This window comes from Mycobacterium sp. NGS40, from assembly GCF_059812735.1.
Genome location: NZ_JCALDG010000015.1, coordinates 65,091 through 84,524, shown reverse-complemented (window position 1 = coordinate 84,524; position 19,434 = coordinate 65,091). Strand labels below are relative to the sequence as shown.

At 68.4% G+C, this 19,434-nt stretch carries 21 protein-coding genes; 7 read left to right on the top strand and 14 right to left on the bottom strand.

From position 1 onward, the window contains the following. Nucleotide 1: 1 nt before the first annotated feature. From AC5Y5O_RS21905 to hisD, 6 genes are all read right to left on the bottom strand, one after another. Nucleotides 2–802 carry an inositol monophosphatase family protein gene (locus AC5Y5O_RS21905; RefSeq protein WP_500027413.1) on the bottom strand — a complete coding sequence of 267 codons (801 nt, stop codon included), beginning with the start codon at nt 800–802 and terminating at the stop codon, nt 2–4. A gap of 4 nt (nt 803–806) precedes the next feature. Next, nucleotides 807–1,550: a bifunctional 1-(5-phosphoribosyl)-5-((5-phosphoribosylamino)methylideneamino)imidazole-4-carboxamide isomerase/phosphoribosylanthranilate isomerase PriA gene (gene priA, locus AC5Y5O_RS21900; protein WP_096287052.1), complete on the bottom strand. Its 744-nt coding sequence runs from the start codon at nt 1,548–1,550 to the stop codon at nt 807–809. Nucleotides 1,551–1,632: 82 nt separating this feature from the next. Next, the gene (gene hisH / locus AC5Y5O_RS21895) at nt 1,633–2,253 is read right to left on the bottom strand and encodes an imidazole glycerol phosphate synthase subunit HisH (protein ID WP_500027411.1); all 621 of its coding nucleotides are present in this window, start codon (nt 2,251–2,253) and stop codon (nt 1,633–1,635) included. Beyond that, nucleotides 2,250–2,882, bottom strand: coding sequence for an imidazoleglycerol-phosphate dehydratase HisB (gene hisB, locus AC5Y5O_RS21890; protein ID WP_423790892.1), 633 nt, complete (start codon nt 2,880–2,882; stop codon nt 2,250–2,252). Before hisB ends, hisH begins: the two co-directional genes overlap by 4 nt. Then, nucleotides 2,867–4,066, bottom strand: coding sequence for a histidinol-phosphate transaminase (locus AC5Y5O_RS21885; protein WP_500027409.1), 1,200 nt, complete (start codon nt 4,064–4,066; stop codon nt 2,867–2,869). The genes hisB and AC5Y5O_RS21885 overlap by 16 nt, the downstream gene beginning before the upstream one ends. Then, nucleotides 4,063–5,379 carry a histidinol dehydrogenase gene (gene hisD / locus AC5Y5O_RS21880; RefSeq protein ID WP_096287044.1) on the bottom strand — a complete coding sequence of 439 codons (1,317 nt, stop codon included), beginning with the start codon at nt 5,377–5,379 and terminating at the stop codon, nt 4,063–4,065. Before hisD ends, AC5Y5O_RS21885 begins: the two co-directional genes overlap by 4 nt. A gap of 110 nt (nt 5,380–5,489) precedes the next feature. Here hisD and AC5Y5O_RS21875 point away from each other — a divergent pair, with 110 nt between their 5' ends. Further along, nucleotides 5,490–5,900 (top strand): nitroreductase family deazaflavin-dependent oxidoreductase, encoded by a 411-nt coding sequence (locus AC5Y5O_RS21875; RefSeq protein WP_342928649.1) that lies wholly within the window; start codon nt 5,490–5,492, stop codon nt 5,898–5,900. An 89-nt stretch (nt 5,901–5,989) separates the two neighbouring features. Here AC5Y5O_RS21875 and AC5Y5O_RS21870 read toward each other — a convergent pair whose 3' ends face one another. The 4 genes from AC5Y5O_RS21870 to nadA are packed head-to-tail and all read right to left on the bottom strand — an operon-like array spanning nt 5,990 to nt 10,498. Next, a complete protein-coding gene (locus AC5Y5O_RS21870; protein WP_500027406.1) occupies nt 5,990–7,018 on the bottom strand; it encodes an alcohol dehydrogenase catalytic domain-containing protein in 1,029 nt (342 codons plus the stop codon). Nucleotides 7,019–7,029: 11 nt separating this feature from the next. Beyond that, the gene (gene nadC, locus AC5Y5O_RS21865; RefSeq protein ID WP_500027404.1) at nt 7,030–7,884 is read right to left on the bottom strand and encodes a carboxylating nicotinate-nucleotide diphosphorylase; all 855 of its coding nucleotides are present in this window, start codon (nt 7,882–7,884) and stop codon (nt 7,030–7,032) included. Then, complete coding sequence (locus AC5Y5O_RS21860; protein ID WP_500027403.1) at nt 7,884–9,449, bottom strand: L-aspartate oxidase; 1,566 nt, start codon at nt 9,447–9,449, stop codon at nt 7,884–7,886. Before AC5Y5O_RS21860 ends, nadC begins: the two co-directional genes overlap by 1 nt. Beyond that, entirely contained in the window at nt 9,449–10,498 is a 1,050-nt protein-coding gene (nadA, locus tag AC5Y5O_RS21855) for a quinolinate synthase NadA (protein WP_096287036.1), read from the bottom strand. Before nadA ends, AC5Y5O_RS21860 begins: the two co-directional genes overlap by 1 nt. A 46-nt stretch (nt 10,499–10,544) precedes the next feature. Between nadA and AC5Y5O_RS21850 the strand changes: the two genes are divergently transcribed. Beyond that, nucleotides 10,545–11,267: an NUDIX hydrolase gene (locus AC5Y5O_RS21850; protein WP_096287034.1), complete on the top strand. Its 723-nt coding sequence runs from the start codon at nt 10,545–10,547 to the stop codon at nt 11,265–11,267. 112 nt (nt 11,268–11,379) lie between these two features. Continuing rightward, nucleotides 11,380–12,720 carry a lipase family protein gene (locus tag AC5Y5O_RS21845; protein WP_096287032.1) on the top strand — a complete coding sequence of 447 codons (1,341 nt, stop codon included), beginning with the start codon at nt 11,380–11,382 and terminating at the stop codon, nt 12,718–12,720. 8 nt (nt 12,721–12,728) lie between these two features. Here AC5Y5O_RS21845 and AC5Y5O_RS21840 read toward each other — a convergent pair whose 3' ends face one another. From AC5Y5O_RS21840 to bioB, 3 genes are read right to left on the bottom strand one after another with little or no spacing between them, the layout of a single operon-like run. Further along, a complete protein-coding gene (locus tag AC5Y5O_RS21840) occupies nt 12,729–13,355 on the bottom strand; it encodes a DUF2567 domain-containing protein (protein WP_243393962.1) in 627 nt (208 codons plus the stop codon). Between the two features lie 35 nt (nt 13,356–13,390). Beyond that, entirely contained in the window at nt 13,391–13,618 is a 228-nt protein-coding gene (bsaP, locus tag AC5Y5O_RS21835; RefSeq protein ID WP_500027400.1) for a biotin synthase auxiliary protein BsaP, read from the bottom strand. A gap of 30 nt (nt 13,619–13,648) precedes the next feature. Next, on the bottom strand, nt 13,649–14,686 hold the full coding sequence (bioB, locus tag AC5Y5O_RS21830; RefSeq protein WP_096287028.1) for a biotin synthase BioB: 1,038 nt from the start codon (nt 14,684–14,686) through the stop codon (nt 13,649–13,651). Nucleotides 14,687–14,859: 173 nt separating this feature from the next. Here bioB and AC5Y5O_RS21825 point away from each other — a divergent pair, with 173 nt between their 5' ends. From AC5Y5O_RS21825 to AC5Y5O_RS21810, 4 genes are all read left to right on the top strand, one after another. Continuing rightward, nucleotides 14,860–15,042 carry a hypothetical protein gene (locus AC5Y5O_RS21825; protein ID WP_096287026.1) on the top strand — a complete coding sequence of 61 codons (183 nt, stop codon included), beginning with the start codon at nt 14,860–14,862 and terminating at the stop codon, nt 15,040–15,042. 331 nt (nt 15,043–15,373) lie between these two features. Continuing rightward, nucleotides 15,374–17,206: a hypothetical protein gene (locus AC5Y5O_RS21820; RefSeq protein ID WP_096291073.1), complete on the top strand. Its 1,833-nt coding sequence runs from the start codon at nt 15,374–15,376 to the stop codon at nt 17,204–17,206. 4 nt (nt 17,207–17,210) lie between these two features. Next, nucleotides 17,211–17,573 carry a hypothetical protein gene (locus AC5Y5O_RS21815; RefSeq protein ID WP_500027398.1) on the top strand — a complete coding sequence of 121 codons (363 nt, stop codon included), beginning with the start codon at nt 17,211–17,213 and terminating at the stop codon, nt 17,571–17,573. Then, a complete protein-coding gene (locus AC5Y5O_RS21810) occupies nt 17,570–18,922 on the top strand; it encodes a hypothetical protein (RefSeq protein WP_500027395.1) in 1,353 nt (450 codons plus the stop codon). The genes AC5Y5O_RS21815 and AC5Y5O_RS21810 overlap by 4 nt, the downstream gene beginning before the upstream one ends. Here the strand turns inward: AC5Y5O_RS21810 and AC5Y5O_RS21805 are convergent. Then, nucleotides 18,919–19,425: a 2'-5' RNA ligase family protein gene (locus AC5Y5O_RS21805; protein WP_096291072.1), complete on the bottom strand. Its 507-nt coding sequence runs from the start codon at nt 19,423–19,425 to the stop codon at nt 18,919–18,921. The genes AC5Y5O_RS21810 and AC5Y5O_RS21805 overlap by 4 nt on opposite strands. Nucleotides 19,426–19,434 lie beyond the last annotated feature (9 nt).

Here is a 19,434-nt window from a genome sequence, read left to right as displayed (position 1 = left end):
CTCAGTAGTCCTCCGGTCGGCCGGCGCTGCGCAGAATCTCGAGGATTTCCCCATACGCTCCGGGGGCGGCGGCCAGCACCGACCGGGACTCGGGGGTCCAGGGTTGACCGAGTAGATCGGTGACAGTGCCACCGGCGGCGCGAACCTGCGCGACCCCGGCGGCGTGATCCCACACCTGGCCGCCGAAATGAACTGCGCACGAGAGGATTCCGTCGGCCACGTAGACCAGGTCAAGACCGGTCGAGCCGTGCATGCGCAGTCGCGAGGACACCCGGCTCAGCTTTTCCAGCACCGCCAGGCGGTAGCGCCCCGGGAATCGTCCCCGCGAACCGGCGTTGAATGTGCCGACGCCGATCAGGGTGTCGGCCAATCGCGTATGACTCAACGGCGTCTGCGCGACATCGTTTTTCATCAGCGGCCCTTCGCCGACGGCCAGGTAGCGGTCGTCCGTGAACGGTATCCAGGTCAAGCCGGCCACCGGCTCGCCCTCGTGCAGCAGGCCCAGCAGTATCGCCGCCATCGGTGAGCCGGCGGCGTAGTTGAAGGTGCCGTCGATCGGGTCCAGCACCCACACCCACGGCGAATCGACCGGCGTGCCACCGAATTCCTCGCCATGCACTCCGATTCCGGTGGCCGCTTCCAGCGCGGCGACAACCTGCCGCTCGATCGCCAGATCCACCTGGGTGGCGAAGTCGTTGCCCTTCTTGCGAACCGCCGAGTCGGCGCGATGGCCGGCCACGAACGGCTCCACTGCTGCATCGAGGATTGTCGACGCCTCGGCCAGCAGTGCGTGCAGATCCATCGTTCTACTGCCGTACCGCGTCCAGTGCCTGCGGCAAGGTGAACCGCCCGGCGTAGAGCGCCTTGCCCACGATGGCTCCCTCGACGCCGCGGTCGGTGAGAGTGGCGATCGCCCGCAGGTCGTCCAGGCTCGAGACGCCACCGGACGCGATGACCGGGGCATCGGTGCGCTCGGCGACGCTGGCCAGCAGGTCGAGGTTGGGGCCGCCCAGCGTTCCGTCCTTGGTGACGTCGGTGACGACGAACCGCGAACATCCTTCGCCGTCAAGGCGTTCCAGCACATCCCACAGATCGCCACCATCGGTTTCCCAGCCCCGCCCGCGCAGCCGGTGCTCGCCTCCCGGATGGCTAGGGTCGATCTGGACGTCCAGGCCGACGGCGACCCTCTCACCGTGCTCGCTGATCGCCCGCGCGCACCACTGCGGATTCTCCAGCGCCGCTGTGCCCAGGTTGACCCGGGCACAGCCGGTGGCCAGCGCCGCGGCCAGCGAATCGTCGTCGCGGATCCCGCCGGACAGCTCCACCTGCACATCGAGCTTGCCCACCACCTCGGCGAGCAATTCGCGGTTGGACCCGCGGCCGAACGCGGCGTCGAGGTCCACCAGATGAATCCAGTCGGCTCCGTCGCGCTGCCAGTTCAGCGCAGCGTCCAGCGCCGAGCCGTACTCGGTCTCGCTGCCGGCCTTGCCCTGCACCAGGCGCACGGCACGGCCTTCGACGACGTCGACAGCGGGTAACAAAATCAACAAAGCTCCTCCTGAGCGCCGAGACTGCAACTAGCGACGCGTCCTCTCGGCTCGTGCGTCGTGGAATACAGTTTCGCGCAAATCGTCACAGGGCGTGGACCCAGTTGCTCAACACGGCCGCACCGGCATCCCCACTCTTCTCCGGGTGGAATTGAGTGGCCGCCAGCGGCCCGTCCTCGACCGCCGCCAGAAACCGCACCTGATGGGTGGCCCACGTCAGCACCGCCTCCGGCGAGCCTTCCCACCGCTGCGCGGCGTAGGAATGCACGAAGTAGAACCGCGCGGACGCGTCCAAGCCCTTGAAAAGCCCACTGCCCGGACCGGATTGGACGACATTCCAGCCCATGTGCGGGATCACCGGGGCATCCAGCCGAGTCACGGATCCGGGCCATTGCCCACACCCCGACGTCTCGACCCCGAACTCCACGCCGCGCGTGAACAGGATCTGCATGCCGACGCAGACCCCGAGCACCGGGCGCCCGGCGGCCACCCGTTCGGCGATGATCCGCTCCCCCGCGATCTTGCGCAGGCCGGTCATGCACGCCTCGTACGCGCCGACCCCGGGCACCACCAGCCCGTCGGCTGCCGCGGCCGCACCCGCATCGGCGGTGACCTCCACAGTCGCACCGACCCGCTCCAGCGCACGCTGCGCAGACCGGAGGTTGCCTGAGCCGTAGTCCAGCACCACGACGGATCGCTTTGTCACAAAACACCTTTGGTGGACGGCACACCCGACACCCGGGGGTCGGGCTCGACCGCTTGGCGCAGCGCGCGCGCGACGGCCTTAAACTGCGCTTCGGTGATGTGGTGCGGGTCGCGCCCGTACAGCACCCGCACGTGCAGGGCGATGCGGGCGTTGGCCGCCAGCGATTCGAACACATGCCGGTTGATCACGGTGTGATAGGGCACCGAGTTTCCGGCGATCGTGGTGTGCTGCAGGTGATCCGGCTCGCCGCTGTGCACGCAGTACGGCCGGCCCGACACGTCGACCGCGGCGTGGGCCAGCGTCTCGTCCATCGGAATGAACGCGTCCCCGAACCGGCGGATACCCTTCTTGTCGCCCAGAGCCTCCCCGAGCGCCTGGCCCAGCACAATCGCGGTGTCCTCGATCGTGTGGTGCCCTTCGATCTCCACGTCGCCCTTGGTGCGCACGGTCAGGTCGAAGCTGGCGTGACTGCCCAACGCGGTCAGCATGTGGTCGTAGAACGGCACACCGGTGTCGACGTGCACCTGACCGGTGCCATCGAGGTCGAGCTCGACGACGATGTCGGATTCCTTGGTGCGGCGCTCGATTCGCGCGCGACGAGTCGCAATGGTTGTCACGGGGCTCCTAATACATGATCGCGGTCCGCCGCACGCGGCGTCGTCGCGCCGGCGGTCGCTGCGACCGGGCGGGAATCGGCCGGGGCCAGCTCGGTGGCGGCGATCTGGGCGCTCGCCTCGAGGAATGCGTCGTTCTCGTCGGCAAGTCCGATGGTGGTGCGCAGGTAGCCGGGAATGCCGACGTCGCGGATCAGCACGCCAACCTCCAGGTAGCGCCGCCAGGCGGCGGGCGCGTCGGCGAATTCGCCGAACAACACGAAGTTCGCGTCGCTGGGGATCACCCGAAATCCCAAGTGGCTCAACCCTGCCACGACTCGTTCGCGTTCGGAGATCAAGGTGGACACGCTGGCCAGGGTGTCGTCGGCGTGGCGCAGCGCGGCCCGGGCGGCGGCCTGGGTGACCGATGACAGGTGATAGGGCAATCGCACCAGCAGCATCGCGTCGATGAGAGCCGGCGTGGCGACCAGATACCCCAACCGGCCACCGGCGAACGCGAACGCCTTGCTCATCGTGCGGCTGACGACCAGCCGGGTCAGGTACTCCTCGATCAGCTCGACGGCGCTGGGCTGCGACGAGAACTCGCCGTACGCCTCGTCGACGATCAGAATGCCAGGTGTCACGTCGAGCAGCCGGCGCAGGTCTGCCAGCGGAATGCTTTGTCCGGTCGGGTTGTTCGGGCTGGTGACGAACACCACGTCCGGTTTGCGCTCGGTGATGGCGGCGACGGCGGCGTCGATGTCGAGATTGAAGTCGTCACCGCGCGGGGCCTCGATCCATTCGGTGCGGGTGCTGTCGGAGATCAGCGGGTGCATCGAATAAGACGGAACGAACCCGATCGCGCTGCGTCCCGGCCCGCCGAACGCCTGCAACAGCTGCTGCAAGATCTCATTGGAACCATTGGCGGCCCAAAGATTTTCGTAACTGAGCAGGGTGCCGGTCTGCGCGGTGAGGTAGCTCGCCAGATCGGTGCGCAACGCCACCGCGTCGCGGTCCGGGTATCGGTGTAAATCGGTGGCGACTTCCTGCACGGACCGGACGACGTCGTCGACCAGAGCCTGGCTGGGCGGGTGCGGGTTCTCATTGGTGTTCAGCCGCACCGGAACCGCCAGTTGCGGTGCGCCGTAAGGCGATTTGCCGCGCAAGTCGTCGCGCAGCGGCAGCTCGTCGAGGGTGACCTGCCGTTCGGATGCGGTCATCGTTCGAACCTCCGCCGGACCGCCTCGCCATGGGCGGGCAGATCTTCGGCTTTCGCGAGTGTGACCACGTGTCCGGAGACGTCCTTGAGGGCCGCCTCGGTGTAGTCCACCACGTGGATGCCACGCAGGAAGGTCTGCACAGACAGACCGCTGGAGTGCCGGGCGCTGCCCGCGGTCGGCAGCACGTGGTTGGAGCCGGCGCAGTAGTCGCCGAGGCTGACCGGCGAGTACGGACCGACGAAAATGGCTCCGGCCGAACGTATTCGGGCGGCAACCCGCGGGGCGTCGGCGGTCTGGATCTCGAGATGCTCGGCCGCGTAGGCGTTGACCACCGTGACACCGGCGTCGAGGTCGTCAACCAGGATGATCGCCGATTGCGGGCCGCTGAGCGCGGTCGTCACCCGTTCCCGGTGGACCGTGGTCTGCAGCTGCGCGGCGACCTCGGTGTCGGTGGCCGCGGCCAGCTCTTCGCTCGCGGTCACCAGCACGCTGCCGGCCATCTCGTCGTGCTCGGCTTGGCTGATCAGGTCGGCGGCCACGTGCGCCGGGTCGGCGGTGTGGTCGGCGAGGATGGCGATCTCGGTTGGCCCGGCTTCGGCGTCGATGCCGACCAGCGAGCGGCAGAGCCGCTTAGCGGCCGTGACGTACACGTTGCCGGGCCCGGTGATCAGGTCGACCGGCGCCAGTTGTGTGCCGTCGGTGTCGACGCCGCCGTAGGCCAGCAACGCCACCGCCTGCGCCCCGCCGACCGCCCACACCTCGTCCACGCCGAGCAGCCGGGCCGCGGCCAGGATCGTGGGGTGCGGCAAGCCGTCAAATCGGGCCTGCGGCGGACTGGTCACCACCAGCGAGTCGACCCCCGCCGCCTGCGCGGGTACCACGTTCATCACCACGCTGGACGGATACACCGCGTTACCACCGGGAACGTACAGGCCGACCCGCTCGACGGGGACCCATCGCTCGGTGACGCTTGCCCCCGGCCCGAGCACCGTGGTGGTGTCGGTCCGGCACTGGTCGGCGTGTACGGCGCGGGTCCGCTCGATCATCACCTGCAGCGCGTCGCGGACGTTGTCGTCCAGCCCGTCCAGCGCGGCCCGCAACGCGGCCACGGGCACCCGTACCGCCGCGGGGCGTACGCCGTCGAACGACTCGCCGTAGTCCAGCGCAGCCTCGGCCCCACGCTCGGCGACGGCCGCCACGATCGGCTGCACCTTCGACAACACCGACTCCACATCAGCCCCGCCGCGCGGCAACGCCGCCCGCAGCCGGGCAGCCGTCAGCTCCGCGCCCCGCAGGTCGATGCGGGCCAGCACAGAAGGGGGTGTGGCAGTCACAGCGTCCATTGTCCCAGAGGAACTCAAATCAATATCCGACCGGTACAGTGCCGATAATCAGCGCACAGACGTTCCGCAAGGGAGTGGGCATGTCCACAAAGGATCACCCGAACAACGCCCCGGGCATCCCGATGGTGTATCCGACGTGGTTTGAGAACTTCCAGGTCAAATACGTCAACCCGGCGTTGAAGCCGATCGCGCGCTTCCTGCCCGGCACGGGCACGATCGAGCATCGCGGCCGCACGTCGGGCAAGACGTACAGGACCATCGTCACGGCCTATCGAAACGGCAATGTGTTGGCGATCGCGCTGGGCCACGGCAAGACCGACTGGGTGAAGAACGTGCTGGCCGCCGGTCAGGCTGACCTGCACTTTGCCCGCAGCGTCGTGCACATCACCAATCCCCGGATCCTGCCCGCGGGGTCCGACGGCACGGGCCTGCCCCGGCTGGTGCGTCTGCAGTTGCGCCGGATGGCGGTGCTGGTCAGCGACATCGCCTGAGGTCGGCGACCACAACGCAGGTCGAGTGTGCGCTGAGGCCGGCGAGTGTGCATCCAGGCCGGCCTGGATGCACACTCAACGCCTGCAACCTAGGCCCGGGTGAAGACGGTCTTGCCGGCCATCGTCGGCCATACCGACGGCGCTTCGGACCAGGGCACCACCCGGTCGACGGCCGGTGACAGGTCGCACCCGCCGGCCAGCAACTCCAGCACCTGCGGAATCGCCGAGCGCGCGTTGACCCGCCCGGTGACGAACCTCACCCCGCGCGTGTACATCGGCAGCAGCGGCATCTCGACGGTCGGCTGGTAGTAGATCCCCGTGTCGGTGCACACGCCGTCCGGCCAGGTCGCCCGCAGCGTGGCGGCCAGCAGCGACGGATCGGCGGAGGTGTGCACCGTGACCGGATACGGCTCCCAGGTCTTATCGGGCTTCACCCGATCGTGGACCACCGCGCCGAGCTTCTCGGCGGCCGTCAGCCGGCGCACATCGTGGTCGACGTAGTCGACCCGGGCTCCCAGCGCGGCCGCGAACGCGGTTGCGTACAGCCCGATCGAGAGCTTGCCCACCACCAGCACCCGGCGGTCGGCCGGATCGAGCGCGGCCAACTCGGCCGCATACGGCCCCACCGCCCGCCAGCCGTCGGGAATGTTGTCCGACAGCGAGGCGATGGCGTTGGGCTGCACGCCATCCGGGACGGGGAGCAGCATCGCGTCGGCGTAGGGCACCAGCACCTCGTCCGACATGAATCCGCCGCCGTTCAGCCCGGCGAGCGGGCCGAGACCGTACATCGCCATCAGCGGCACCGAGCCACACGAGCCGGTCACGCCGCGGCGGCAGGCCGAACAGCTGCCGCAATTGATCTGGAACGGCACGACGACCCAGTCGCCCGGCCGAACGGTGCTCACGGCATCGCCGACGGCCACCACCTCGGCCAGCCCCTCGTGCCCGACGGCGTAGCCGGGCGGCAGCGGCGCCTGGCCGTTGGCAACCGCGATGTCGAGATCGCAGCAGGCCACCAACAGCGGCCTGACCACGGCTTGTTCCGGAGCGCTGATCTCCGGCTCCGGCACATCGCGCCAGATATAACGTCCGGCGTCTTCGAAGGTCAGCTGCCGCATCCGGGCCAGCCCTACATATCCAGCCCGATATCGAGCACGCGTACCGAGTGCGTCAGCGCGCCGACGGCCAGGTAGTCCACGCCGGTGCCGGCGTAGTCCGCGGCGGTCTCCAGGCTCAGCCCACCCGACGACTCCAGCAACACCGCGGGTGCGCGCGAGTCACGACGCTGCACGGCGATCTGGGTCTGCCACACCGGGAAATTGTCCAACAGGATCAACTCCGGCTTCTCGGGCAGTACCTCGTCGAGCTGCTCGAGCGAGTCGACTTCGACCTCACACGGCAGATCGGGTGCGGCCTCGCGCACCGCCTGCAGCGCCGCGACGACCGATCCGGCGGCCGCCACGTGGTTGTCCTTGATCAGTGCGGCGTCGCCCAGCCCGAGGCGGTGGTTGACCCCGCCGCCGATCCGGACCGCGTACTTCTGCAGGGCGCGCAGGCCGGGCAGCGTCTTGCGGGTATCGCGGACCTGCGCCTTGGTGCCGCTGACGGCGTCCACCCAGGCCGCGGTCGCGGTGGCGATCCCCGACAGGTGGCAGATCAGGTTCAGCATCGTCCGCTCGGCGGTCAACAGCCCACGGTTCTCAGCCCGCACCGTCAAGACCGGCTGGCCGGGTTGCACGCGGGCGCCGTCGTCGACGCGGTCGAGCACCTGATAGCCGTCGGCACCGAGCACCTCGTCGAGCACCAGCAGGGCGACATCCAATCCGGCGATGACGCCGGCCTCGCGGGGCACCATGGCCGCCGTCGCTTCGCCGGCGGGCACCGTCGCGAGGGTGGTGACGTCGGGGCCGTAGCGCAGATCCTCGTCCAGGCCGCGCCGGACGGTGTCGAGGGCAACGGCCAGCTCCGCGTCGGACAACGTCATCAGGACACCGCCGCCAGGTCTTCGGCGTACACCGTGTCGGCCGACCGGACCATGATGCTGCGGGCCTTGTCCGGCGCGGACTCCGGGTATTCGGCGCGGTGGTGGCAGCCCCGGCTTTCGCTGCGGGCCAACGCCGCAGCGGCCACCGCGCGGGCGGTGAGCGTCAACGCGACGTCCTCGAAATCGCGACGGCCCTCGATCGCGCGGACCCGCGCCCGGGACAGCGTCTCGGACAGCCGCTGCAGCCCGGAGGCGTCGCGCACCACCGACGCGTCGCGAGTCATCGCGGATTGCAGTTCGCGGCGTTTCGACGCGGTGTGGGCGATCGGCTCGGGCGGGGTCGCGAGCGCCCGTCCGGTCGCCAGCGCGTGTGTCGAAGCGGCCTTTCCGGCACGGCCGCCGACCACCAGACCTTCCAGCAAGCTGTTGGACGCCAAGCGATTCGCTCCGTGCATGCCGGTGCGGGCCACCTCACCGGCGGCGAACAGCCCGGGCAATTCTGTCCGGCCGTGCACGTCGGTGACCACGCCACCGCAGCTGTAGTGCGCGCCCGGTACCACCGGGATGGGTTGGCGGACCGGGTCGACGCCGGCGGCCCGGCACGCGGCGGTGACGTTGGGGAACCGCGCCGCGAAACCGTCGATGCCGCGCGCGTCGAGGAAGACGCATTCGTCGCCGGTGGCCCTCAGCCGTGCATCGATGGCCCCCGCGACGACATCGCGCGGCGCCAGGTCTCCCATCGGGTGCACTCCCGCGGTGACCGAATTGCCTTGCCGGTCAATCAATACCGCACCCTCACCGCGGATGGCTTCGGTGATCAGCGGCCGGCGACCGCCGGCCTGTCCACCGAACAGCATGGTGGGGTGGAACTGGATGAACTCGAGATCGCTGACCGCGACGCCGGCCCACAACGCCAAAGCGATTCCGTCGCCAGTGGATCCGTCCGGGTTGGTGGTCGCGCTGTAGAGATGCCCGAGGCCGCCGGAGGCCAGGATCACCGACGGCGCGCTGATGATCCCGATGCCGTCCGGATTGCCCACGGCTACGCCGGTCACCGCCGCACCGTCATGCAGCACCCGCAGTGCCACGTGGCTGCTGCGGATGTCCAGCATCCGGGCGGCATGGTCGAGTGCCCGCTGCACCTCGGCGCCGGTGGCGTCGCCGCCGGCATGAACGATGCGACGCCGCGAGTGCCCGCCCTCGCGGGTCAGCGCCCACCGGCCGGGCATTGATTCGTCGAATCGAGCACCGTTGGAGACCAATTCGCTGACCGCGCGGTAGCCGTCGGCGACGATCGAGTAGACCGCGCCCGGATCGCACATCCCGGCACCCGCGGCCAGCGTGTCGTCGACGTGCGCCTCGACCGAGTCGTCGTTGTCCGGCAGCACGACCGCGATCCCGCCCTGCGCGTAGTGCGTAGCGGTGACCCCGTGGGTTTCTTCGGCCTTGTTGAGCACGACGACGTTGCGGCCGGCCCGGTGAGCCGCCAGCGCGGCGGCCAATCCCCCGACACCCGTGCCGATTACGACGACGTCAGCGCTATCGGTCCAAGCGGGACGGGTCATCATTCGCCGCCGCCCGGCTGGCCGATCTCGATCATGCGCTGCACGCTGCGCCGGCCCGCCGCCGCGATGTCCGGGTCGACGTGAACCTCGTCGGCGCCGTCGACCAGGCAGCGCAACAACGCCGCGGGGGTGATCATCTTCATGTACTTGCAGGACGCGCGGTCGTTGACCGCCTGGAAGTCGACTTGCGGTGCGGCGCGGCGCAATTGGTGCAACATGCCGACCTCGGTGGCGACCAGGACCTTGCGGGCGCGCGTCTGGTGTGCCGCGTCCAGCATGCCGCCGGTGGAAAGGATCTTGACCCGTTCGGCGGGAAAGGCTCCCTCGCCGGCGAGGTACAACGCCGAAGTCGCACAACCACATTCGGGGTGTACATACAGTTCGGCGTCGGGATTGGCGCGGGCCTGATCGGTGAGCTCGTCGCCGTTGATTCCGGCGTGCACGTGGCATTCACCGGCCCACACGTGGACGTTCTTGCGACCGGTCACCCGGCGCACGTGGGCTCCGAGGAATTGGTCCGGGCAGAACAGCACCTCGCGGTCGGGGTTGATCGACTCGACCACGTCGACCGCGTTGGACGAGGTGCAGCAGATGTCGGTGAGCGCCTTCACGGCCGCGGTGGTGTTGACGTAGGAGACGACGACGGCGCCGGGGTGCTCGTCCTTCCAGGCGCTCAGCTCGTCGGGAGTGATGGAATCGGCCAGCGAACAACCCGCCCGCTGATCAGGGATCAGCACGGTTTTGTGCGGGCTCAGAATCTTGGCCGTCTCGGCCATGAAGTGCACGCCACAGAACACGATGGTGTCCTCCGGTGCTTCGGCGGCGATGCGCGACAGCGCAAGCGAATCGCCGACGTGATCGGCGACGTCCTGAATCGCGGGCAACTGGTAGTTGTGGGCGAGCACGGTGGCGCCGCGCAGGTTCGCCAGGCGGCGAATCTCGCTGGCCCACTGCTTATCACCGTCTACGCCGCCGTAGCCGGTGGGCGAGTCGGTGATGCTGGCAACCATGTCTTCGGCGAGCGAGTCCATGCGATTCATGACCGTCACGGCGGCTCCTTTCGACTTAGGAGGTTTTCGACTTACAATCGAAAACATGCCCAATGGTAGCACCGCGCATGAAGTGCTCGCGGTCGTGTTCCAAGTTCGCCAGGCGACCGAGCAGGTTAAGGGCGCCTCCCGAAAGGGAAAACCGCAGCTTAACGTGCTGTTATGGGAGCGTGCGCGGGATCCGCAACGCGGTTCTTGGTCGCTGCCGGGCGGGCGGTTGCGCAACGACGAGGACATGACCACCTCGGTGCGGCGCCAGCTGGCCGAAAAAGTGGATCTGCGCGAGCTGGCTCACCTGGAGCAGCTCGCCGTGTTCTCCGACCCCGGCCGGGTGCCGGGCGCGCGGGTGATCGCGTCGACATTCCTGGGCCTGGTGCCCTCCCCCGCCACTCCGGAGCTGCCGCCGGACACCCGGTGGCACCCGGTGAGCGCACTGCCGCCGATGGCGTTCGATCACGGCCCGATGGTGACGCACGCGCATGCCCGGCTGGTCGCCAAGATGTCCTACACAAACATCGGATTTGCGTTGGCGCCAAGGGAATTCGCGCTGTCCACGCTGCGTGACATCTACAGCGCAACCCTGGGCTACCAAGTGGACGCGACGAATCTGCAGCGAGTGCTGGCCCGTCGCGGCGTGATCACGCAGACCGGCACCATCGCGCAGTCGGGCCGCAGCGGGGGGCGACCGGCCGCGTTGTACCACTTCACCGACGCCGCGCTGCGAGTCACTGACGAATTCGCCGCGCTGCGGCCGCCCGGCCAGCCTTGATCTGCGTCACCCGCGCCCACTTGACGAGCAATCGCTCACAAGCTGGCCATTACAGTTTGGTTACCGACTGTTCATGCGCGAAAATGCCCGATGGCCTAGAAGGGATCCTGAATTGGTTGAACTCGGCAATTTGGCAGGTACCGACGGTGCGGAATGGATCGGTCGGCCGCCACACGAGGCATTGCAGCCCAAGGCGCGCCCACTGCTGCCCTCAGACGACCCGTTCTATCAGCCGCCGTCCGGCTTCCAGCACGCCGAACCCGGCACCGTGCTGCGCTCCCGCGATGTCGAACTGGCCTTTCTCGGCCTGATTCCGCAATCGGTTTCGGCCATCCAGCTGCTCTACCGGACCACGGACATGAACGGCGCGCCCGAGGCGTGCGTGACGACGGTCCTCGTCCCGGCCGAACGCGTTGCCGGTCAGAACACCCCGCTGCTGTCCTACCAGTGCGCGATCGACGCCATGTCGGCGCGTTGCTTTCCGTCCTATGCACTGCGCAGAAGATCGAAGGCGCTGGGTTCCATCGCCCAATTGGAGCTCTTCCTGGTCGCCGCGGCCGTCGCCGAGGGTTGGGTGGTCTCGGTGCCCGACCATGAAGGACTGCTGGGCATGTGGGGTGCCCCCTTCGAACCCGGCTACCGCACCCTCGACGGCATCCGGGCCGCCATGAACTCGTCCCGGATCCCGACGTCCACAAAGGCGCCGATCGGGCTGTGGGGATACTCCGGCGGTGGGCTGGCCAGTGCCTGGGCTGCCGAGGTGTGCGCCGACTACGCGCCCGAGCTGGACGTCGTCGGGGCGGTGCTGGGTTCGCCGGTCGGCGATCTGGGCCACACCTTCCGGCGCCTCAACGGCGGCTTCCTGGCGGGCCTGCCCGCGATGGTGGTGGCCGCGCTGGCACACATCTACCCCGACCTGAACAGGGTCATCGAAGAGCACACCAACGACGAAGGACGCGCCCTGCTGGACCGGCTGGAGTCGATGACGACGGTCGAGGCCGTACTGCGAATGGCCGGCAAGAACATGGGCGACTACCTCGACGAGCCGCTCGAGGACATCTTGTCGACCCCCGAGGTGTCTTATGTCTTCGACAACATCAAGCTCGGCGTCGCGACACCCGCGCCGCCGGTCTTGATCGTGCAGGCCGTCCACGACTACCTGATCGACGTCCACGACATCGACGCGCTGGCGGACTCCTATTCGGCCGGCGGCGCCAGCGTCACCTACCACCGCGACGCGTTCAACGAGCACATGCTCCTGCACCCGCTGTCGGCGCCGATGACGCTGCGCTGGCTCACCGACCGCTTCGCCCGCCGGCCGATCAACGAACACCTGATCAGGACCGTGTGGCCGACGGCGTTCAACCCCATGACCTACGCCGGCATGATGCGACTGGGCGTGATCGCGGCCAAGGTGCTGACCGGACGAAAGATTCATCGCCGTCCGTTGTGACGCGTCCGCTAGGACACGGAGGCTTCCGGCTCCATCGGCCGCGCGTGGGATGGCTGATCGGTGAGCCCTGAGCTGCCCAGGTCGTCGTGGGCGCTTCCGGCCGCCAGCAGGGCATAGACCAGTGCGGCGATGGCGGCGGGCCACAGCAGCGTGGTGGCGATCTGGAGCGGGCCGGGGCCGAAGAACACCGGCGGCGCTTGGATGACGTAGGACACCGCGGGGCTGCCCACCACCGGCACCTTGTCGACGTCGAGCGCGCCGTAGCGCAGCAGGGCCAGCACCGCCCCCACCGCCGACGCCACGCCGGCCGCACCGACCATGCCGAGTGTCAGGCCGACGACCATGCCCGGGCCCCGCAGCCGGCGCCACTGCCACGCCAGCACCGATGCCACCACCGCCAGCACCGTCAACAGACCCAGCATCAGGCACGGCACGTCGAAGAAGTGCTGAGATTCGGTGCCCAGGTAGTCATGCACCCGCTCGCCGGAGCGGGTGATCGCCACCACCAAGTGAATCGGCGGGGCCATCCACGCCCACAGACCGCCCACCAACACCCCGGTCGCCGAAAGCCCGAGGACCGCAACGACGATCGCGCGCACCCGCGACGGCCGGGCGGGTTGCACAGCCGTCGGCACCGCGGGCTCGGGGGCCGCGGGCGCCCAGGGCTCGGTCACCGCTGAGTCTCCAGTTCCGCCGAGTCCACCTCGCCGTGTCGCGAGCAACGCGCGCGCCAGCCGTCGGGGCGAACCTGGACGATCATCCGGCGCCCGCATTCGGCGCAGAAGCGCGGCGGCTCAAGACCCAGCTGGGCCGCGGTTGGCACCGTCGTACCCCCCAATTCCCCGGTGTAGACGTTGTAGACGCCGGCGCTGACGGGAGCGCCCAGATCTCCAACCACAAGACTCAAACCTAGCCGCTACCGCGTGGCTTACAAGCTGGCATTGAGCGCCTTGATCGGCATCTGCAGATCCTCGAGCAGCTCCAGATCGGATTCGGCGGGGCGGCCCAGGGTGGTCAGATAGTTCCCGACGATCACGGCGTTGATCCCGCCCAGGATGCCCTGCTTGGCGCCCAGGTCGCCCAGGGTGATCTCCCGGCCACCGGCGAACCGCAGCATGGTGCGCGGCAACGCCAGCCGGAACGCGGCCACCGACTTCAGTGCTTCGCCGGCCGGCATCACCTCAAGATCGCCGAACGGCGTGCCGGGCCGCGGGTTGAGGAAGTTCAGCGGCACCTCGTCGGGGCCGAGCTCGGCGAGGTCGGCGGCGAATTCCGCGCGCTGCTCCAGGGTTTCTCCCATGCCGAGGATGCCGCCGCAGCACACCTCCATGCCCGCGTCGCGCACCATCGTCAACGTCTGCCAGCGCTCTTCCCAGGTGTGGGTGGTGACGACATTGGTGAAGAACGACTTCGCGGTCTCCAGGTTGTGGTTGTAGCGGTGCACGCCCATCGCGGCGAGCTCGTCGACCTGCTCGGCGGTCAGCATGCCCAGCGAGCAGGCGACGTTGATCTCGACCTCGTTGCGGATCGCCTCGATGCCGGCCGCGACCTGGGACATCAGCCGCTTGTCCGGACCGCGTACCGCGGCCACGATGCAGAATTCGGTGGCACCCGACTTCGCGGTTTGCTTGGCGGCCTCGACCAGGCTCGGGATGTCCAGCCAGGCGCTGCGCACCGGCGAGGCGAACAGCCCGGATTGGGAGCAGAAGTGGCAGTCCTCGGGACAGCCGCCGGTCTTGAGGCTGATGATGCCCTCGACCTCGACCTCGGGGCCGCACCAGCGCATGCGCACCTCGTGGGCCAGCGCCAGCAGCTCCTCGAGCCGCTCGTCGGGCAATTGCAACACCTGCAGGACCTGATCCCGGCTCAATCCCTCGCCGCCCTCGAGCACCTGCCGGCGGGCTACCGCCAGGATGTCTGCTTCATCGCCGGCTTCGGTGGTGGGTCGAGTTGCCGCTTGCGTCACCCAGTACTCCCCTGCATCTTTGTCGCGTCCGCGTCCGCGGTCACATCCGCCACCACGCCGTGGCAGCCTGAACGAAACGGTATTCAACGTAGGGTAACGGCCCGCGGGTGCGCGCCCGCGACGCGGGCGAGCCGCGGCCGTGGATATGGCGACTTCAGGGGTATACGGGAATCATGGCCACTGAGCATGTCGAGTACCTGGCACACCACATGCTTCTGCTGGCGCTGCCGGCCTTCTTGCCGGCCGTGATCGTCGTCGCCGTGATCCTCTACGCCGCGTTGAAGGACCGGCGCACCGGACAAACCGACGACGCCGGGGGCCAACCGGGCGCGACTGACGACCCAGGTGACCGATAGGCCCACACCAGTTCCGTTGCAACTGTTCACCAATACGCCATTTGCTGAAGCATTAGTCCAGTCCAAAAGGCTTCAATGACAGAACCAACGCCGTATACGACCGTTCACTAACTCTTGCGGGAACGGGCTACTTACCGGTAACCTGCGCGGTAGAAGGGTCTGGCCAGTGGCATACGCAGGGGATGTCTGAGCTACCCGAAAATCCGCACGGACCTGGTGATTGACCGGCACGCAATCGGGGCATTACACACAGGATCGTGCACCTGACCTGACGGTAATAAATGACTGTCGGAGCAAACGTCGACGGTCCGCGCAGTAGGAGGACATGACGATGGTGTCAACTGAGCTGCCGCTTCTCGCCGAGCCGTCGGCTCGCGGAGCCGGACTCAACCAGGTGATCGGCCTGACGGTGGCCGCGGTGGTCATCACGCTGGTCATGTTGTGGGTGGGCTACGCGCACCGCTCTCGTCGCATCACGTGGTTGACCCGCGTCGCCGACAAACTCGGCGAGAAATTCCATCGCCCGAACTGGGTGGCGCTGCCGGTCCTGGTCTTCACGACGTCGATCATCTGCGCGCTGTTCGGCTTCATCTGGGACGTCAGCTGGCACATCGGTAACGGCCGCGATCCCGGGCCGTTGGCCAACCCGGCGCACTACTTCATCATCATCGGCCTGTTCGGGGTGTTCCTGGCCGGCATGATCGCGATCGTCATCCCGTACGAGCAGCCCGGCCCGGCGGCGGTGCGTATCACCCGTAACTGGTACGCACCGGTCGGCGGCGTCCTGATGGCCGGCTGCGGGCTCTACGCGATGATCGGCTTCCCGCTCGACGACATCTGGCACCGCATCTTCGGTCAAGACGTCACCCTTTGGGGCCCAACACATTTGATGATGATCGGCGGCGCGTGCTTTTCGCTGTTCGCGGTGCTGATGCTGGAACGTGAAGGCGAGGCCCAACAGGCCATGGAGGCGGCCAAGGGCGCTTTCATCACCTTCCTGCGCTACCTGTCCTTCGGCGGCATGTTCATCGGGCTGTCGGTCTACCAGATCGAATACGACTTCGGTGTCGAGCAGTTCCGGCTGGTGTTGCAGCCGATGATGATCGCCTTCGCGTCCGCACTGGCCGCCGTCGCCGCCCGCGTCACGATGGGCCGCGGCGCCGCGATCATCGCGGCGCTGTTCGCCATCGCGCTGCGCGGTGGGGTCGCGTTGCTGGTGGGCCCGATCCTGGGCGCACCGATCAACTGGTTCCCCCTCTACCTGGGCCCCGCGCTGGTGGTCGAACTGGTGGCGCTGACGCCGGTGTTCAAGCGCCCCATCGCTTTTGGCGCCGTGTCCGGGTTGGGCGTGGCGACGTTCGGGCTGTGGCTGGAATCGCTGTGGATCGCGGCGGTCTACCACTACCCGTGGCCGGTCAGCATGTGGGGCGAGGCCCTGGCGATGGCGGTCCCGGTGGGGGTGTTCTCCGGAATGTGCGGGGCGCTGTTCGGCATGGTGCTGACCGGCCAGCGGCTGCCGCACCGCTGGATCGGCATCTCGACGGTGGTGGCCACCGTCCTGGTGATCGGTGGCGCGGTGGCCAACGGCCTGCACATCGTGGTGCCCGAGCACGGCAAGGCCACCATCACCCTGACCGAGCTGCCCAGCCCCACAGGCCAGCGCATGGTGTCCGCGGATGTGCAACTCACACCGCCCGATGCCGTTGGCCCGCAACCGGATTGGCTGACAATTCTGTCCTGGCAGGGCCGCATGGAGAACCAGCGCGGCCTGGTGATCGACCGGCTCGAGAAGGTCGGACCGGGCCACTACCGGTCCACGCAGCCCGTCCCGGTCTGGGGATCGTGGAAGACGCTGCTGCGGATTCAGGACGGTTACACGATGGCGGGCGTGCCGATCTACGAGCCGGCCGACGACGCCATTCCCGCGGCCGAGGTTCCCGCGCTGTCCTCGATCGACCGGCCGTTCGTGCACGAGATCACCATCCTGCAGCGCGAACGCGACCAGAACGCTCCCAGCTGGCTGTACAACGCCGGTTCGCTGGTCGTGCTGGTCCTGACGCTGATGGTGATCGCCGCTCTGACGTGGGGTGCGGGCCGCATCAACGACGCGCTGTCCGAACCGGAACCGGTCGAGGAAAAACAACCACTACCGCGGGCGGCATGAGCCGATGACGTGGCGCGGCACGCTCAATGCGGCGTGGGTGACGGTGTTGATGTGCGGCCTGATCGCCTGCGGCGGCCCCAAGGGCCAGCCTGCGCCCGGCGCCTTGGACATCGACGTGAAGATCGCCCAGCAGCAGGTCACCCCGACCAACGCGGTACTGCAGGCGAAGGTCAAGCAGCAGATCGTCCTGCACGTCACCAGCGATGCGCCCGATGAACTGCACGTGCACTCGGTGCCCGATCACAAGTTTGCGGTCGCCGCCGAACCCAACCAGACGTTTCAGTTCAGCGTCGACGTCCCCGGCAATGTCGACGTGGAACTCCACCACCTGGACCGGACGATAGCGACGATTCAAGTCCAGCCGTGACGCGGGTGCTGGCCCACGGCCTGGGCGGATCGAGCGATCTTCCGGTCCCCTACGCGTACGCGATGGTCGGCGCCGCGTGGGCGCTGACGTTCACGTTCGCGCTGGTCGCGTTCGCGTGGCGGCGACCTCGATTCGACCCGGAAGCGCCCGGCCATCCGCTGCCCGCGTGGGTGACGACGCTGGTCGACGCCCGGGCGACGCGCTGGACGGTTGCGGCCGTGGCGCTGGCCTTCGCGATATGGGTGGTGCTGGCCGGGTTCTTGGGTCCGCAGACGCGCGCCAACGGCCTGCTCGGGGCGTTCTACGTGCTGCTGTGGGTCGGGCTGGTCGCGCTGTCGCTGGCGTTCGGCCCGGTGTGGCGGGTCGTCTCCCCGGTGCGCACGGTGTACCTGTTGCTGCGCCGCGCCATGCCCGAGCGGCTGAGCCGACCGCGACTGTGCTACCCGGAGAGCTGGGGTTACCGTCCGGCCGCGGTCGGACTGTTCGCCTTCGTGTGGCTGGAGTTGGCCAGCCCGGACTCGGCGTCGCTGCCCTGGGTGCGGAGTTGGCTGCTGATCTACGGGTCTGTGTTGCTGGTCGGGTCGTGGCTGTGCGGGCAACGCTGGCCGGCCAGGGTCGACCCGTTCGGTGTGTACAGCATGGCGGTGTCGCGGCTGTCTCCGTTCTGGCGCTCAAAAGCCAACGGGCAGATCGTGATCGGCAATCCGTTCGACCACCTGCCGTCGCTGCCGGTGCGGCCCGGTGTGGTCGCGATGCTGTCGGTGCTGCTCGGGTCGACGGCGTTCGACAGCTACTCGTCGTCGCCGACCTGGCGGGACTTCGCCGATCGGCTTTCCCGGCTGGCGCACGACGTGCCGCCGACGCTGATGTCGTCCGCGCTGCGGACCGTCGGGCTGCTGGTCTTTATTTCGGTTGTCGCGCTGACCTTTTCGCTGGCGGCCCGGGCAACCGGCGGGGTGAACCGCGAGCAGCGACGCGCCCTGCCCGGTCAGCTGGCACACTCGCTGATCCCGATCGTGGTGGGCTACATCTTCGCCCACTACCTCTCCTATCTGGTGGAACGCGGACAGCAGGCCGTGATCGCGCTGGCCGATCCGTTCGGGCACGGCTGGAACCTGTTGGGACTGGCCCACTTACAGGTGGCCTATGTGTTGTCCCAGCACCCGCCGGTGCTGGCCGGAATCAAGGTGGCCTGCGTGGTGACCGGGCACATCGTCGCGGTGATAGCGGCGCATGACCGGGCGCTGCGGCTGTTGCCGGCCGGCCATCAGCTCACCGGGCAGCTCACCATGATGCTGGTCATGGTCGGCTACACGTTCACCGGCCTGTACTTGCTCTTCGGCAGCTAGAGCGGGTGCTCGACGCGTTCGTCGCCGTCCCAGCGCCGTAACCCGGCGAAGTGTCCGTCGAGCTGTGCCGGGTTGGCCGCAATGGTCAGCGCCGGCCCCAGATGGTCGGCGTCGATCCGCCGGGCCAGCGTGACGTGGGCCGTCCACTGACCGGGCACACTGTTCGGCAGCGGCGCGGGCAGCAGATGCGCGGCGGCGAGGCGGTGGACTTCGGCGTGCAGATCCAACAACTCGGCGCTGGGCAGGATCAGCCGGGCGAACACGACATTGGACCGGCCGAACAAGACCGGCGCTCCGATCGCGCAGCGCAACGGCAGCCGCCGCAGCACCGGCCGCAGCGCCTCGTCGACGGCCGGGTCGATGCGCTCGGCGACGGCTACCGTCACGTGCGGACGTCCGGGCGGTATTCGGCAAGGCAGGTCGGCGGCGGCCAGGTCGTCCCAGATCCGCCGGAGCGCGGCCTCGGTATCACGGTCGAACAGCAACTCGATCGAATGGACCATCAGCCGGCC

Coding starts and splice junctions, on each gene's coding strand:
- AC5Y5O_RS21905 (WP_500027413.1), bottom strand. CDS start 802: ATGGATCTGCACGCACTGCTGGCCGAGGCGTCGACAATCCTCGATGCA.
- AC5Y5O_RS21885 (WP_500027409.1), bottom strand. CDS start 4,066: ATGACCGCATCCGAACGGCAGGTCACCCTCGACGAGCTGCCGCTGCGC.
- AC5Y5O_RS21875 (WP_342928649.1), top strand. CDS start 5,490: ATGTCCACAAAGGATCACCCGAACAACGCCCCGGGCATCCCGATGGTG.
- AC5Y5O_RS21870 (WP_500027406.1), bottom strand. CDS start 7,018: ATGCGGCAGCTGACCTTCGAAGACGCCGGACGTTATATCTGGCGCGAT.
- nadC (WP_500027404.1), bottom strand. CDS start 7,884: ATGACGTTGTCCGACGCGGAGCTGGCCGTTGCCCTCGACACCGTCCGG.
- AC5Y5O_RS21860 (WP_500027403.1), bottom strand. CDS start 9,449: ATGACCCGTCCCGCTTGGACCGATAGCGCTGACGTCGTCGTAATCGGC.
- AC5Y5O_RS21850 (WP_096287034.1), top strand. CDS start 10,545: ATGCCCAATGGTAGCACCGCGCATGAAGTGCTCGCGGTCGTGTTCCAA.
- AC5Y5O_RS21825 (WP_096287026.1), top strand. CDS start 14,860: ATGGCCACTGAGCATGTCGAGTACCTGGCACACCACATGCTTCTGCTG.
- AC5Y5O_RS21820 (WP_096291073.1), top strand. CDS start 15,374: ATGGTGTCAACTGAGCTGCCGCTTCTCGCCGAGCCGTCGGCTCGCGGA.
- AC5Y5O_RS21815 (WP_500027398.1), top strand. CDS start 17,211: ATGACGTGGCGCGGCACGCTCAATGCGGCGTGGGTGACGGTGTTGATG.
- AC5Y5O_RS21805 (WP_096291072.1), bottom strand. CDS start 19,425: ATGGTCCATTCGATCGAGTTGCTGTTCGACCGTGATACCGAGGCCGCG.